14 protein-coding genes are annotated in these 14,178 nt (G+C 73.5%); 5 read left to right on the top strand and 9 right to left on the bottom strand.

Annotated elements, in window-relative coordinates:
• The 3 genes from MMF94_RS27860 to MMF94_RS43435 are packed head-to-tail and all read right to left on the bottom strand — an operon-like array spanning position 1 to position 3,097.
• On the bottom strand, positions 1-2,181 hold the full coding sequence (locus tag MMF94_RS27860; protein ID WP_241040179.1) for an FtsX-like permease family protein: 2,181 nt from the start codon (positions 2,179-2,181) through the stop codon (positions 1-3).
• On the bottom strand, positions 2,181-2,963 hold the full coding sequence (locus MMF94_RS27855) for an ABC transporter ATP-binding protein (protein ID WP_241040210.1): 783 nt from the start codon (positions 2,961-2,963) through the stop codon (positions 2,181-2,183). The genes MMF94_RS27860 and MMF94_RS27855 overlap by 1 nt, the downstream gene beginning before the upstream one ends.
• An 11-nt stretch (positions 2,964-2,974) precedes the next feature.
• Entirely contained in the window at positions 2,975-3,097 is a 123-nt protein-coding gene (locus MMF94_RS43435; RefSeq protein WP_277398841.1) for a hypothetical protein, read from the bottom strand.
• A 118-nt stretch (positions 3,098-3,215) separates the two neighbouring features.
• On the opposite strand from MMF94_RS43435, the gene MMF94_RS27850 reads away from it, so the two are divergent.
• Positions 3,216-4,394, top strand: coding sequence for a sensor histidine kinase (locus MMF94_RS27850; protein WP_241040178.1), 1,179 nt, complete (start codon positions 3,216-3,218; stop codon positions 4,392-4,394).
• Positions 4,391-5,029 carry a response regulator gene (locus MMF94_RS27845; protein ID WP_241040177.1) on the top strand — a complete coding sequence of 213 codons (639 nt, stop codon included), beginning with the start codon at positions 4,391-4,393 and terminating at the stop codon, positions 5,027-5,029. Before MMF94_RS27850 ends, MMF94_RS27845 begins: the two co-directional genes overlap by 4 nt.
• A gap of 4 nt (positions 5,030-5,033) precedes the next feature.
• Here the strand turns inward: MMF94_RS27845 and MMF94_RS27840 are convergent, their stop codons facing one another.
• Both MMF94_RS27840 and MMF94_RS27835 read right to left on the bottom strand, forming a co-directional pair.
• A complete protein-coding gene (locus MMF94_RS27840) occupies positions 5,034-5,945 on the bottom strand; it encodes a S1C family serine protease (RefSeq protein ID WP_241040176.1) in 912 nt (303 codons plus the stop codon).
• A 62-nt stretch (positions 5,946-6,007) separates the two neighbouring features.
• The gene (locus MMF94_RS27835) at positions 6,008-6,580 is read right to left on the bottom strand and encodes a peptide deformylase (protein ID WP_241040175.1); all 573 of its coding nucleotides are present in this window, start codon (positions 6,578-6,580) and stop codon (positions 6,008-6,010) included.
• 159 nt (positions 6,581-6,739) lie between these two features.
• Between MMF94_RS27835 and MMF94_RS27830 the strand changes: the two genes are divergently transcribed.
• Positions 6,740-7,045, top strand: coding sequence for a DUF3263 domain-containing protein (locus MMF94_RS27830; protein WP_241040174.1), 306 nt, complete (start codon positions 6,740-6,742; stop codon positions 7,043-7,045).
• A 54-nt stretch (positions 7,046-7,099) separates the two neighbouring features.
• On the top strand, positions 7,100-7,777 hold the full coding sequence (locus tag MMF94_RS27825) for a LytR C-terminal domain-containing protein (protein WP_241040173.1): 678 nt from the start codon (positions 7,100-7,102) through the stop codon (positions 7,775-7,777).
• A 10-nt stretch (positions 7,778-7,787) separates the two neighbouring features.
• On the opposite strand, the gene MMF94_RS27820 is transcribed toward MMF94_RS27825, so the two are convergent.
• The 4 genes from MMF94_RS27820 to moeA all read right to left on the bottom strand — a co-directional run bounded on the left by MMF94_RS27820 (position 7,788) and on the right by moeA (position 13,578).
• Positions 7,788-10,079 (bottom strand): AAA family ATPase, encoded by a 2,292-nt coding sequence (locus MMF94_RS27820; RefSeq protein ID WP_241040172.1) that lies wholly within the window; start codon positions 10,077-10,079, stop codon positions 7,788-7,790.
• A 100-nt stretch (positions 10,080-10,179) separates the two neighbouring features.
• Positions 10,180-11,169: a CDP-alcohol phosphatidyltransferase family protein gene (locus MMF94_RS27815; RefSeq protein WP_241040171.1), complete on the bottom strand. Its 990-nt coding sequence runs from the start codon at positions 11,167-11,169 to the stop codon at positions 10,180-10,182.
• Positions 11,169-11,918, bottom strand: a complete 750-nt coding sequence (locus MMF94_RS27810) for a phosphatidylserine decarboxylase (protein WP_277398840.1) — start codon at positions 11,916-11,918, stop codon at positions 11,169-11,171. Before MMF94_RS27810 ends, MMF94_RS27815 begins: the two co-directional genes overlap by 1 nt.
• Before the next feature lie 397 nt (positions 11,919-12,315).
• Positions 12,316-13,578, bottom strand: coding sequence for a molybdopterin molybdotransferase MoeA (gene moeA, locus MMF94_RS27805; RefSeq protein WP_379660305.1), 1,263 nt, complete (start codon positions 13,576-13,578; stop codon positions 12,316-12,318).
• Positions 13,579-13,644: 66 nt separating this feature from the next.
• Between moeA and MMF94_RS27800 the strand changes: the two genes are divergently transcribed.
• Positions 13,645-13,848: a cold-shock protein gene (locus tag MMF94_RS27800; RefSeq protein ID WP_241040170.1), complete on the top strand. Its 204-nt coding sequence runs from the start codon at positions 13,645-13,647 to the stop codon at positions 13,846-13,848.
• The last annotated feature ends 330 nt before the right edge of the window (positions 13,849-14,178 follow it).

The raw sequence follows: 14,178 nt of genomic DNA, 5'->3' as shown, positions 1-14,178 counted from the left end.
TCACGCCTCCTGCAGGGCGCGGATCGGGGGCACCCGGCCCGCACGGACGGCCGGCACGGTCGCCGCCAGCGCCGCCACCACCACGACCCCCACGATGAGCACCGCCAGCGACGGGAACGGCAACGCGGGCGGCCCCTCGGCGAGGTTGAGAACCTCCGCGCCGAGTGCCCCGTAGACCGAGCCGATCACCGCTCCGATCACGGCAGCTCCCGCCCCGCTCAGCGCTGCCTCCCAGGCCACCATCGACCGGACGCCGCGCCGCGACAGCCCGACCGCACGCAGCAACCCCGTCTCCCGCGTCCGCTCGGTCACCGACAGCATCAGCGTGACGCCCACTCCCACCACGGCGACGAGCGCGGTCATCCCGACGAGCCCGAAGCCGATCAGCTGCGCCGTCCCGAGCACGGAGTCCAGCTCGGCCCGCGCGTCTCCCGCGTACTGCACCATCAGCCCCTGCGCACCGCCCACGCCCTGCTCGACGGCCGTGCGGGCCACGTCCTCGGACACGCCGGGCGCCGGGTTCACGAACACCGTGGGCCCGTCGGCACGGACGGCGAGCCGGGGATCGGCGGTCAGCCGGGCGGCCAGCGACGCGGCGCTCCCGGCGTCCGCGGCGCTGACCACGACATCGGCCGGGAACTGTGCGGCGAGGTTCCGCTCGGCCCCGGACCGCGTGGTCTGGATGCCGACCAGCAGCGCCGACGTCAGGCCGACGCTGAGCGCCAGCACCGAGATCGTCGCGGCGGTGCGCCGCGGCACCTGAGCGGCGTTGGCCACCGCGAGCCGGGCCGCGGCACCGCCGAGCGCGGCGAGCGGCCGGCCCGCCACGGCCACCAGGCCCCGAACCAGCACGGGACCCACGACGACGAGAGCGGCGAACGCGATCATCCCGGAGAACGCCATGACGACCAGGGCGAGCGAACCGTCGCCCGGCATGGCGAGTGCGACGCCCGCGAGCGCGCCGGCCGCTGCCGCAAGTACCGCGGCGACGACGATCCGGCGTCCGGCACGAGGGACACCGGCGTCCGCGGCGTCGGCCACGCCCAGCGCGGCCACGGGCGGGATCCGGGCCGCCGCCAGCGCGGGTGCCACGCCTGCCAGCACCGTCGCCAGTACGGCCACCAGGAGCACACCGGCGAGCCCCGGCCACCACACCACCAGGCCCGGAGCACCTTCCGCGCCGAACGCCCGCATCGCCGCGAGCAGCCCGTAGCCCGCGAGGAGCGCGACACCCAGACCCAGCACACCGGCCACCAGGCCCGTGACGACCGCCTCGACGAGCACCGCTCGCACCACCTGGCCGCGCCTGGCTCCCACGCACCGCAGCAGGGCCATCTGCGTGCGCCGCTGGGTGAGCACGATCCGGAAGGTCGACGCCACGACCACGGCTCCCGCGACGACGGCCAGGCCCGCGAACACCCCGACTCCCGCGAGCACGGCCGTCACCGAAGCCGACGTGTCCTCGACCTCGGCCGCGCGCTGCTCCGCGCCGGTCCGCACCGCGGCGGGCACGCCGAGGGCTGCCGCGACGCGGCCGGACAACGCCGCGGCGTCCGCCCCCGGAGCTGCAGCGACGTCCACCTGGTCGAGCGAGCCGCCGAGCCCCGCCACCATGTCGGGAGTGGCGACGAGGGTGTTGATCGCGCTGTCCGACAGCGGCACCACGCCGGTCACCGTCACGGTTCGCAGCGCCGCGTCGCCCGCGTCCACCGTGACCGTGCGCCCCGGCGCGAGGCCGGTGCGTGCGGCCGTGGTCTCGCCCACCGCGACCTCGTCCGGACCAGCGGGAAGCCTGCCCTGCAGGATCGGCCCGGGCAGCCGGGTGAGGGGACCGCCCATCGGATCCGACGCGAGGTGCCAGGTCGTGGCCGACCCGGCGCCGCTCACCGTCGGGTAGGTCGTCCAGAGGCCGACGGCGTCCGTGACCCCGTCCACCGCGGCCACCCGGGCCACGAGGTCCGCGCCACGGGCGTCCTCGGGCATGCGCTCTGGCAGCACGACGGCCGCGGTGGCTTCGGGTGTCTTCACCACGGTCGTCGTGAGATACCCGCGCAGCGTCTCGCCGAGCAGGAACGTGCCGGCGGCGAAGACGGTGGCGACCGTGATCGCGAGCCCGGTGAGCAGCAGCCGCCCCGGCCTGCGACGGGTCTCGGTGAGCAGCGTCGCCGCGACGGCGGCCATCACACACCCGCCCGGGGGCCGGAGAGCGCGGACAGTGCGGACAGGACGGACTCCGGGCGCGGGTCGGGGAGCCAGCCGGCGACGGTGCCGTCGCGCAGCAGGACCACCTCGTCGGCGAACGAGGCCGCCACGGGGTCGTGCGTCACCATGACGACCGTCTGGCCGAGTTCGCGTACAGAGGTGCGCAGCAGGTGCAGCAGCTCGTGGCCACTGGCGGTGTCCAGGTTGCCGGTCGGCTCGTCGGCGAAGACGACCTCGGGCCGGCCCAGCAGGGCCCTCGCCACCGCCACCCGTTGCTGCTGCCCGCCGGAGAGCTGGGTGGGGCGGTGCGTGAGGCGGTCGGCGATACCGAGCAGGCCGACGAGGTGGTCGCGCCACGCCCGGTCGGGACGACGGCCCGCGAGCCGCGCGGGCAGGTCGATGTTCTGTTCTGCGGTCAGCTGAGGCAGCAGGTTGAAGGCCTGGAACACGAACCCGATCCGGTCCCGGCGCAGGGCCGTCAGCTGGGCGTCGCTGCAGGTACCGAGGTCGGTGTCCCCGAGCAGGACGTGCCCGGACGTGGCGGTGTCCAGCCCGGCGAGCAGGTGCATCAGCGTGGACTTGCCAGAGCCGGACGGCCCCATGATCGCGGTGAAGCGCGCGGCGGGCACGGTCAGGTCCACGCCGTCCAGCGCGCGGACGGCGGCGTCGCCGCGGCCGTGCACCTTCACGAGACCGATCGCACGAGCTGCGGGCCGCAGGTGGCGGGCCGCGACCGGGGCGGGGCGGCCCGTGGCGGGCATCGACGGATGGGTCACCGCCGTCCCCCCGGGGTTCCGAGGCTCTCCAGCAGCGGCAGCGCCGCCATCAACGCGAGGACGAGGAGGCCTGCCGTCCACGCCGCGGTGCCGAGCACCGCTCCGATCAGGTCCGTCATGGTCGTCACGATCTCTGCGGACGGGTGCTGCGCACCTCGTCCGGAGGACGGAACCGGACGGAGCGGCCTCGTACTTCTGGCCGAGGGGACGGGCGCCCGCGCGCAATAGGCTCGCCTCATGATCCGCCTGCTCCGCTGGTGTCGGCGGAACATCGGGCTCATCGCCGAGGTCGCCGCCTACGCGCTGTGGCTCCTGCCCGATTCGGTCCTCGCCTACAACACCGGCAACGTCGTGACCATCATCGCGAGCCTGCTCATACCCGGGATCGTCCTGCTGCGTCGGCGTCCTGGTTCGGATCTGGTCACCGTCGCGGTGCTCGCCGTGGGTGCCTCGCTCGCGATCTCGGCCCTTGCCATGACCCCGGCGGTGGCCCTGCTGGGATTCGGGATCGGCCCCCAGTTCTACTTCTCCTTCACCGAGCTGCTCGCGCTCGCCGTCCTCGTCGTCGCCGTGCTGCGCCAGTGCGAGCTACGCCGGGCTCTCCTGCTCACCGCGGCCGCCGCGGTGGCGATCGTCGCGTCGCCGCTCACCCGCTTCGACGGCACCGATGCTCGTGCGCTCAGCCTGCCCTGCGCGCTCGGATGGGGCGGGGCCGTCGCCATCGGGCTGGTGCTGCGCGAGGTCGAGACGCGGCGGCGGGCCGCACTCGCGGACGTCCGGTCGGCGGAGCGGATGGAGCTCGCCCGGGAGCTGCACGACGTGGTGGCCCACCACGTCACGGGCATCGTCGTCGCGGCGCAGGCCGCCTCGGTCGTGGCCCGCCGCTCGCCCGACGATGTCGACCGGGCGCTCGCCGCGATCGAGGTGGCAGGCACGGACGCGCTGGCCGCGATGCGCCGGATGGTCGGGGTGCTACGCGGTCAGGACGCCGAGGCCACGCGCACACCGGGCGCCGAGCTGCGCGAGGTCCGCACCCTCGTCGACCGGTTCGACCCGGAGTCCCGGCTCGTCCGGCTCACCACCGCGCCAGGGCTGGAGCAAGCCGTGCTTCCGGCCGGGGTCGCCGCCACCGGGTACCGGGTGGTGCAGGAGGCTTTGACCAACGTCCGCAGACACGCTCCGGACGCGACTGCTGTGGAGGTGGACGTCCGGATGCGTGAGGAGGCTCTGCTGGTGTCGGTGCGCAACGACGGTGTGCCCGCTGCCGGGGTGGTGCCCCGCGCCGGCTCCAGCGGCTTCGGGCTGGCCGGCATGGCCGAGCGGGTCGGAGCGCTCGACGGGACGCTGACCGCGGGACCGACCGCCCCCGGCGTCTGGACGGTCTCGGCCCGGCTGCCGCTGCGGGGCGCCCGGTGATCCGAGTCGTGCTCGCCGACGACCAGGAGATGGTGCGCACCGGCTTCCGGCTGATCCTGTCCGCCGAGGACGGCGTCGAGGTGGTCGGCGAGGCCGGCACCGGCGTGGACGCCGTCGCGCGCACCCGCGCGCTGCGGCCGGACGTGGTGCTGATGGACATCCGCATGCCGGAGCTGGACGGGCTCGAGGCCACCCGCGCGCTGATGAGCGACCCCACGCCGCCGCGGATCGTCGTCGTCACGACGTTCGACCTCGATGAGTACGTGTACGGCGCCCTGCGTGCAGGCGCCTGTGGGTTCCTGCTCAAGGACGCCGGGCCGCGGCTGCTCGTGGAGGCGGTGCGGGCCGCAGCGGCGGGCGACGCGCTCGTGTCCCCGTCGGTCACCGTGCGGCTGCTCAAGCACCTGGCTGCCCGGCCGGCGGCCGGATCGGCGTTGCGCGATCCGCTGTCTCCCCGCGAGCTCGACGTCGTACGGGCCGTCGCCCGCGGCCGCACGAACGCCGAGATCGCGGCGGAGCTGTTCGTCTCCCTCTCCACGGTGAAGACGCACCTGACGAACGTGCAGAGCAAGCTGACGGCCCGCAACCGCGTGGAGATCGCCGCGTGGGCGTGGGAGCACGGCTACGTGGCCTGATCTCTCAGCGCAGCTCGGTGGGGACCGCGACGACGTCGACCATGGCTCCGTTGCGCAGCACGGTGACCGGGAGCGGCACCCCGATCGCGTCGCCGAAGAGCTGGCGCTGGATGCCCTGCGCGTCCTGGACCGGGCGACGACCGACGTCGAGCACCAGGTCACCGGCCCGCAGCCCGGCGTGTGCTGCCGGGCTGCCGCCGATCACCTCGACGAGCCGTAGACCGCTGCGGCGGCTGTACCGCTCGGCGACCGAGGCCGGCACGGGGGCAGGCGCGCCGACGACACCGAGGTAGGCGCGCCGCACGCGTCCGTCCGCGAGAAGGGTGGCGACGATCTGCCGGGTGGTCGCGTTGACCGGCACGGCCAGCCCGAGACCGACGCCCGCGACCGCCGTGTTGATCCCGACGACGCGCGCGTGGCTGTCGGCGAGCGCGCCACCGGAGTTGCCGGGGTTGAGCGCTGCGTCGGTCTGGATGACGTCCTCCACCACCCGCCCCGCGCTCCCGCTGCGGGTGGGCAGAGCCCGCCCGAGCGCGCTCACGACCCCGGCCGTGACGGAACCGGCCAGGCCGAGCGGGTTGCCGACGGCCACCACGAGCTGACCGACGACGAGCTGGTCGGCGTCGCCGAGCTGCACCGGCGGCGGCAGGTCACCCGGCTTCACGGCGCGGAGCACCGCGAGGTCGGAGAGCGGGTCGGTACCCACGACCGTCACGTCGGTCTGGGTCCCGTCGACGAAGTCGGCCCGGCCCCGCTGCGCGTCACCGACCACGTGAGCGTTGGTCACCAGCACGCCGTCGGCGTCGACGAGCACCGCCGAGCCGCTGCCCCGACCGGTGCGGATGGCCGCGACGCGCCCGGTGAGCTCGGCCGCCACCGCGCTGACCGTGCGGGAGTAGGAGTCCAGCTCGTCCACGGCGACCTCCTTCTGCTTACAGTTTTGCAGAAGAAGGAACGTAAGTCCGCCTTCTCGTGTTCCTACACGTCCTCGGCCTGCTGGGTGGCGGGATCCCACTCCAGGCCGGGCACGCCCCACCCCGTCTGCTTGAGCATCTTGCGGGCGGCACGCTGGTTGCGGCCCACGAGCCGGTCCAGGTAGATCACGCCGTCGAGGTGGTCGGTCTCGTGCTGCAGGCAGCGGGCCAGGAAGCCACGGCCCTCCACCTCGACCGGCGACCCGTCCAGGTCCACGCCGGTGACGCGCGCCCACTCCGCGCGGCCCGTCGGGAAGTGCTCGCCGGGCACGGAGAGGCAACCCTCCTCGTCGTCCTCCGGGTCGGGCATCGTCTCGGGCCGCTCCGACGTCTCCAGCACCGGGTTGACGACGACCCCGCGCACCCTCTCGCGCCGCTCCTCGTCAGGGCAGTCGTAGACGAACAGCCGCAGGTCGACCCCGATCTGGTTGGCCGCGAGGCCGACGCCCTCGGCCGCCGCCATCGTCTCGAACATGTCCTCGACGAGCGCCTTCAACCCGTCGTCGAAGACCTCGACGCGACGGGTCGGCGTGTGCAGGACGGGGTCACCGATGATGCGGATGGGTCGTACGGCCACGTTCGCCGACATTAGTCGGCGGCCCATCACTGATCGTCGGTCCACTCCACCGGGTGGTGCGTGCCTCCCCGGTTCTCGTCGGTCCATCGTGGTTGAATGGCCGCCGCGAATGACAGGCATGTGATTCGCAGTTCGCGAGGCCGGCCAGCAAGGAGCGTGATGGAGTCCGCCATCGGACCCAGCGGGGAGTCCTCGACCGGAAGCGCCCATCGGGAGCTGGACCGCAGGGAGCGCGAGATCCTCGCCTTCGAGGGCCAGTGGTGGAAGTACGCCGGTGCGAAGGAACAGGCTATCCGCGAGCTGTTCGACATGTCGGCCACCCGCTACTACCAGGTGCTCAACGCGCTGATCGACAAGCCGGAGGCACTCGCGGCCGACCCCCTGCTGGTGCGGAGGCTCCGTCGGCTGCGCACCAGCCGCCAGCGCACCCGCGCGGCGCGTCGGCTGGGCATGGAGCCGTGGTAGAGGCACCATGATCGCCCCGGCCTGATTGGAACTAACCCCCCACCGGAGGCATACGTGACCTCACCCGCTTCGTCAGGGGGCCCGTCTCCGCTGCGAATCGGCGGTCTCGCGCTGATTGGGATCGGGATCATCGCTGGCGTCGTCGGACTCGCCACCTACGCCACCGGCGGGGGCGGCTCCGGTAGCGACCAGCAGGCTGCCCCACCTCCCCTGTCCACACAGGTCAGCATCACCCCGGAGCCGAGCGCGCCGGCCGTGCCACAGGCCACCGCCACTCCAGCGGCCTCCGCTCCGGCCGCCCCGCCGCCGGCAGCCCCGGCCCCCACCAGCGTGGCCACCGTCCCGGTGCCGTCCTTCACCCCCACTCCCACGAGCGCACCCGGCGGTGATGCGTCGTCCTCCCAGGCCGGCGCAGGCTCGGGCGGCACGAGCAGAACCGGCGCCGTCCGCGCACCGGTGCGGGTCTACAACAACAGCACCATCACCGGGCTCGCCGCACGCGCCGCCGCCGACTTCCGCAACGCCGGCTGGCAGGTCGAAGAGGTCGGCAACTACCCGTCGGGGATCATCCCGACCAGCACCGTCTACTACCGGCCGGGCACGAGCGAGCAGCAGGCGGCACAGGCCCTCGCCGACCAGTTCTCACTCCGCGTCGAGCCGCGGTTCTCGGGCCTGGACGAGGCGAGCCCCGGGCTGATCGTCATCGCCACCAACGACTACCAGGGCCGCTGACGCACTTCCGTCAGGACTGGCGGCGCTCGGCGTAGGCCTCCAGGGCCGCCACCTGCTCGGGGTCGAGCGACGGCGGAACGGCGGCCCGGGCCGCGGCGATGTGCGCACCCGTCACCACGGCCGCGTCGAGCGACTCCCGCATCGCCGCGAGCGCGGCCTCGCGCAGCACGGCGGCGCAGTCGGCCGCCGAGTAGCCGTCGAGCTCCGCACCGAGGGCGTCGAGGTCGACGTCATCGGCCAGCGGGATGTTCCTCCCGGACGCGCGCAGGATCTCGGCGCGCGCGGCGGCGTCCGGCGGCGGGACGTACACCAGCCGCTCCAGCCGGCCCGGCCGCAGCAGCGCAGGGTCGATCAGCTCCGGCCGGTTCGTGGCGCCGACGACGATCACGTCGCGCAACGGTTCCGCCCCGTCCAGCTCGGTGAGCAGCGCGGCGACCACCCGGTCGGCCACCCCTGAGTCGGACGACTGGCCGCGCCGCGGCGCCAGCGCGTCGACCTCGTCGAGGAACACGAGTGCGGGCGCCGCGTCCGCCGCCTTGCGGAACAGCTCCCGCACCGCCCGCTCCGACTCGCCGACGTACTTGTCGAGCAGCTCCGCACCCTTCACAGCGAGCACGTTGAGCTGCCCGGTGCCGGCCAGCGCGCGCAGCAGGAACGTCTTCCCACCGCCGGGCGGCCCGTAGACGAGCACTCCACGGGGAGCGGCGACGCCGAGGCGGGCGAACGAGTCGGGGTACTGCAGCGGCCAGAGCACCGCCTCGGTGAGCGCCTGCTTGACCTCGACCATGTCGCCCACCTGGTCGAGCGTGATCCCGCCGGTCTGGAGGGTGTCCGACGACGACATGGAGATCGGCCGCACGGAGGCAACGGCGTCGAGCAGATCCTGCTGGCAGATGCGGGGCTCCCCGTCACCGGCGTGGCGCAGCGCAGCCTGCACGGCGGCCTCCCGGCGCGCCGCGACGAGGTCGGCGGCGACGAAGCCGGGGGTGCGCTCGGCGACCGCCTTCAGGTCCACGCCGTCGGCCAGCGGCACGGCGGACAGCAGCCGGCGCAGGAGCTCTGTGCGGGTGCGCAGGTCGGGGAGTGCCAGCCCGAGTTCCCGGTCGACGAGATCGGGGGCCCGCAGCCGCGGATCGACCGACTCCGGCGACGCCGTCGTGGCGACCAGTGCGAGCCCACGCGTGTCCACCGCCTCCCGCAGCGCGCCGAGGACGATCGTGGCGAGCGGGGGCGGGGAGGCAGCGGGGAGCAGGGCGTCGACGTCGGTGACCACCAGCACGGTCCGGGAGCCCGCCAGCGCCGCGGCCCGCGCCGAGCCGATCACGTCGTGCACCCGCTGCGATGCGGCGCCCGCCTCGAGCGCGGCCACACCCGGCGCCGCGAGCTCCACGCAGGACGCACCGACCGCGGCGGCCGTGCTGCGTGCCAGCGTCAGCTTGCCGACGCCCTCGGGGCCGGTGAGGAGCACCCCGAGCCGGGCGGAGCCACCGAGGCGCGTGAGCAGGTCGGGCCGATCGAGGGTCAGCTCCAGCCACTCGACGAGCCGGCGGGCCGCATCGGTGTTGCCGACCAGGTCCTCGACGGCGACCGCGGGCTCAGCGGCCTCCTGCTGGGTCACCGCAACGGGCTCCGGCGTGCGCCGTGCGCCTGCGGTGGCCGCGGCTCCCGACGGCCGCGATGCCGCCCTCTCCGCGCCCCGAGCGGCGGGGCCACCCGTCCCCTGGACCGGAACGCCGGTCGCCGGGCCGCCTTCCCAACCGACAACCGTGCTCGGCTGCACGGCCACCGCTCCCGCCGGTTCCACCGTGGCCACGGTGAGCAGCTCCGTTGTCCACGCGCTGCCCAGGGCCCCCGCGACGCGGCGGCGGGCCGTGCCGACGTCGAGGCCGGGCAGGGGCTCGACGTCCTGGGGCAGCAGCGAGACGGCGTCGCCGCCGGTGACGACCTTGCCCAGCAGGGCGAGCCGCACGACCTCGGGCGTCAGGGCAGCCCGGGCGAGGCGGGAGCCCGTGAGCAGCACCCGGCGGGCGGACTCGACCGCCGCCGGAGCCACCACGACCGGCGCACCGTCGGACAGCCCGGCGTTGGAGAGGGTGACGTCGTCCAGGGTCGCCTGACCGGCCGGCCCGTCGATCGGGGCCACGAGCGCCGTCGTCACGCGGGCTCCGGTGAGGGTCACGGCTTCCCACGAGCGCAGACCCAGCGCGTCGATGACCTCGGGGTGCAGCCGGACGACGCCGCGCCTTGCGTCCGTGGCGGACGCGGCGAGCCGGGCGACGAGAGTGATCGAGGGGGCGCTCACGAGCTGAACGCTAGCGCCCCCGCACCCCACGAAATCGTGGAGCCATAGTGCTGTCCTGGACGGTTCCTGGACAGCACTATGGCTCCGGAGTGTCGGCGCTTCAGCGGCGGCGGACTCTGCGGAGGCCCAGGCGCAGCCTGTTGCGCGGCACCTGGGCCGGGCCGGGTGCCCGGCCGTTCGGCGTCCGGCGCTGTATGGCCCCGGCAGGGTCGTCGCCGAAGCGGCGCACGGCACGGGCCATGGCGCTGGCGCGGCCCGCCACCCGGCGGCGCAGCGGCGAGCGCAGCCCGAGCCTGCGTGCGGAGCGCGCCGCCCGGGCGACCGCGCGGCGCTCCCGCACCGGCACGCCCCAGGCCTCGGGATGCCGGGTGAGCCACCGGTGCAGGTAGCCGCTGTAGGGGATCAACCCGAGGTACAGCACAGCGACGATCGCCAGCCCGAGGAACGGGGCCGTGATCAGCAACGCGGCGGCGATGCCGACCAGCACCAGCAGCGGAGCGATGTACTTCTGCGGCACCCGCACGGTCTTGAACGACAGTGTCGGCAGCCTGCTCACCATCAGCGCGGCCACGGCCATCGCCCACAGCCCCACGAGCAGCGGAGCCGACCACCACCCCGGCCCGAAGTGCAGGGTGAGATAGAGCGGAAGGCCCGCCGACAGCGCCGCCGCCGGGGCCGGCACGCCGACGAAGAACTCCTTGGTGAAGGGGTACTCGTCCTCGACGTCGATGAGGGTGTTGAACCGGGCCAGCCGCAGGGCCATGCAGACAGCGAAGACCAGCGCGACGATCCAGCCGAACCGGCTGCCCTCCAGCGCCCAGATGTAGAGCACCAGTGCCGGGGCGACGCCGAACGACACCAGGTCGGCCAACGAGTCGAGCTCGGCACCGATCCGGGTGCTGGCGTCGAGCAGCCGGGCCAGCCTGCCGTCGAGCGCGTCGCAGAGGGCGGCGGCGCCGACCGCGGCCGTGCACAGCTCGAACCGGCCGCTCAGCGCGAAGTACACCGCCGAGAGCCCGGCGCAGAGGGCGAGGACCGTGACGGCGTTCGGCAGCAGCCGGATGCCGGCGTTGTAGGCAGGGGCGGGCATCAGGACCCCCTGGTTGGGAGCTCGGCCAGCACGGTCTCGCCGCCGATCGTGCGCTGCCCGACGGCGACGGTGACCCGCGAGCCCGGGGGCAGGTAGACGTCGACGCGCGAGCCGAACCGGATGAGGCCGTAGGTCTCGCCCGCTGCCACCTCGGTGCCGGGACGGACGTCGCACACGATCCGGCGCGCGAGCAGCCCAGCGATCTGCACCACGCCGAGCCGGACGCCGGTGGTGGTCTCCAGCAGCAACGCGTTGCGCTCGTTGTCCTCGCTGGCCTTGTCGAGATCGGCGGACAGGAATCGGCCCGGCCGGTACTCGACGGCGAGCACGCGTCCGTCGGCCGGAATTCGCTGCACGTGCACGTCGAGCACGGACAGGAAGACGCTGACGCGGGGAGCCGCAATTCGTGGCAGGTCCAGCTCCGGCGGCGGCAGCACGTCGGAGACGGTGGCCACGGTGCCGTCGGCGGCCGAGAGCGCCACGCCGTCGAGCGGCGGCCGGACCCGGCGCGGATTACGGAAGAAGGCGGCGGTGGCGCCGGCGGCGATCGCGCCCGCGACGGCGCCTCGGCCGGTCACGGCGCGCACTAATGCTGCAGCGACGGCCACGCCCGCCACCAGCGGGCGGCCTCCGGGATGCATGGGGGGCACGGCGGCCCTGATCAGCCCGGCGACGTGCGGCAACGACAGTCCTGCAGGGGACGACGCAGAGGGGGAGGCCCCGGGAAGGGCCCCGGTTCGGTCGGGCATGGGGGCTGGTCGGCTCCTCCGGATGGTGACACGCGACGGTCGCTGCGGCGGCTACGGTACGCGAAGGCAGTTCGTCACCGTGTGCCACACTGCCGTCACCGGAGTGGGGTTCGGCGGAAAGCAAAGGGCCGGGGCCGTCATCCCCCGAGACGACGACCCCGGCCGTGGAACCGCTCGTCCGCTCCCCAGCGACGGGCGGTAGGTCTTTGCGAAGCGACCCCGGTCTCCCCGGGTCGTTCTCCAAGTATCCCCGAGTACCCAATCGATCGTCCAGATCACAGCCCCTTAAAGCCTGTGATGTGCACCGATCGGCCGAACACCCAATCAGTAAGACGTCGTGGCGCCGGAAATTGTTGCCTCTCTAGTGCGTGACCTACGTCACATTCTAAGCACTGGATCAGGGCTCGAGCAACCACAGCTCCACGGCGGCGCCCGCATCGAGTTCCGTCACGTCCTCCGGTACGACCACCAGACAGTCTGCCCTGGCCAAGGAGCCGAGCATGTGTGAGGCCGATGTCCCGACCTCCTGCACGGTGCCCTCGACCGCATCGAGAAGGCCTCGGCGGTACTGCCGGCGGCCCGCCGGAGACCGCCAGTGCTCACTCAGCGTGGCCGTCACGAGCGGCCGTTCGGGGTGCGGATGCCCGAACGAGGCACGCAGTGCGGGACGGACGAACACCTCGAACGACACTTGTGTGCTGACCGGGTTGCCCGGCAACGTCACCACGCAGACCCCACCCAGCTCGGCGACGCGGCCGGCACCCTGCGGCCCACCCGGCTGCATCGCCACCCTGCCGAACTCGACGCCCCGCTCCGCGAACGCGTCGCGCACCACCTCATAGGCTCCGGCGCTCACGCCGCCCGAGGTCAGAACCAGGTCGACCTGCCCGGCATCAAGCCGTTGCCGGAGTCGGTCGAGGAATTGTTCGACGTCGTCGGGCACGAACCGCAACAGCTCCGCCTGCCCACCCGCGTCCTCGACGGCGGCGGCCAGCATCGGCCCGTTCGATTCGTATATCTGTCCCTGTTGCAGTTCCGTGCCCGGGGCGACCAGTTCGGAACCGGTGGACAGCACGAGCACTTTGGGACGCCGGCGCACCGACACCGCGGCGCAGCCCACAGCGGCCGCCACCCCGATCTGCGCCGGGCCGAGCACCGTGCCGGCCCGAAGAACGACATCGCCCGCCCGCACGTCCTCGCCCGCATACCGGACGTACGCGCCCGGCTTCGGCATCGCCGTCAGACGCACCGTGCTGATACCGGCGTCGGTCTCCTCCACGGGCACCACGGCATCGGCACCGGCAGGAAGTGCCGCTCCCGTCATGATCCGGTGCGCCGTGCCGGGCTCGAGCGGCGGGACGTCGAGCCGCCCCGCCGGGATGTCGGCGCCCACCGGCAGTTCCACCGGTTCGCCGTCACCGTTGCCGATCAGTTCCGCGGCGCGCACCGCGTACCCGTCCATCGCGGAGTTGTCGAAGGAGGGCAGCGACACGGCGGCCACGACGTCGGACGCGAGCACCCGGCCCCTGGCCTGCGCAATCAGGACGTCCTCCGCCGGCATCGGCGGCAGCAGCGCGGCAACGGCCGCGCGGTGCTCTTCTACGGTCCTCCGGAAGCTCGCCACAGACGCATCCTGCCCGACCACTCCACCGATTCTCATGAGGGCGCAGGGCCCGGTTTTTGGGTAGCGTCGAGGCCATAGATCGGCGAGGAACATGGAGGTGCCGTGGCTCAGGGCACGGTCAAGTGGTTCAACGCGGAGAAGGGCTTCGGCTTCATCGCCACCGACGGTGGGCCGGACGTCTTCGTCCACTACAGCGCGATCCAGGCAGACGGTTTCCGGACGCTGGACGAGGGCGACCGCGTGGAGTTCGAGACGACGGCGGGTCGGGACGGGCGCAGCCAGGCCGACGCAGTACGTCGTATCTGAGGCGCGCCGCAAGCTCGGTGACGTCAGCGGGGGGATCGGTCGAACCGGTCCCCCCGACTCGTTTCGGCTCTTCCGATCACGTTCGGGCGACGTTGCACTCGACAGGTGCGAGTGCTAGAACCGGACTGGCACTCGGCACGGTAGAGTGCCAGATGTCGAGCGGGTGAGACCGGCGCAGGGTTGTCGGTCGTCCGTCGCGGGCGCCGGGCTCGACGCGAGACTTTCGTGTCATCCCAATCGGAGGACAACACCCCCATGGCGAAGATGATCGCTTTCGACGAGGAGGCGCGCCGCGGGCTCGAGCGCGGCATGAACACCCTCGCCGACGCT

This window comes from Pseudonocardia alaniniphila (assembly GCF_022524485.1).
In the GTDB taxonomy this organism is placed as follows: domain Bacteria; phylum Actinomycetota; class Actinomycetes; order Mycobacteriales; family Pseudonocardiaceae; genus Pseudonocardia; species Pseudonocardia alaniniphila.
Note: the sequence above shows the minus strand (reverse complement) of the source record. Positions and strands in the feature narration are given on the sequence as shown.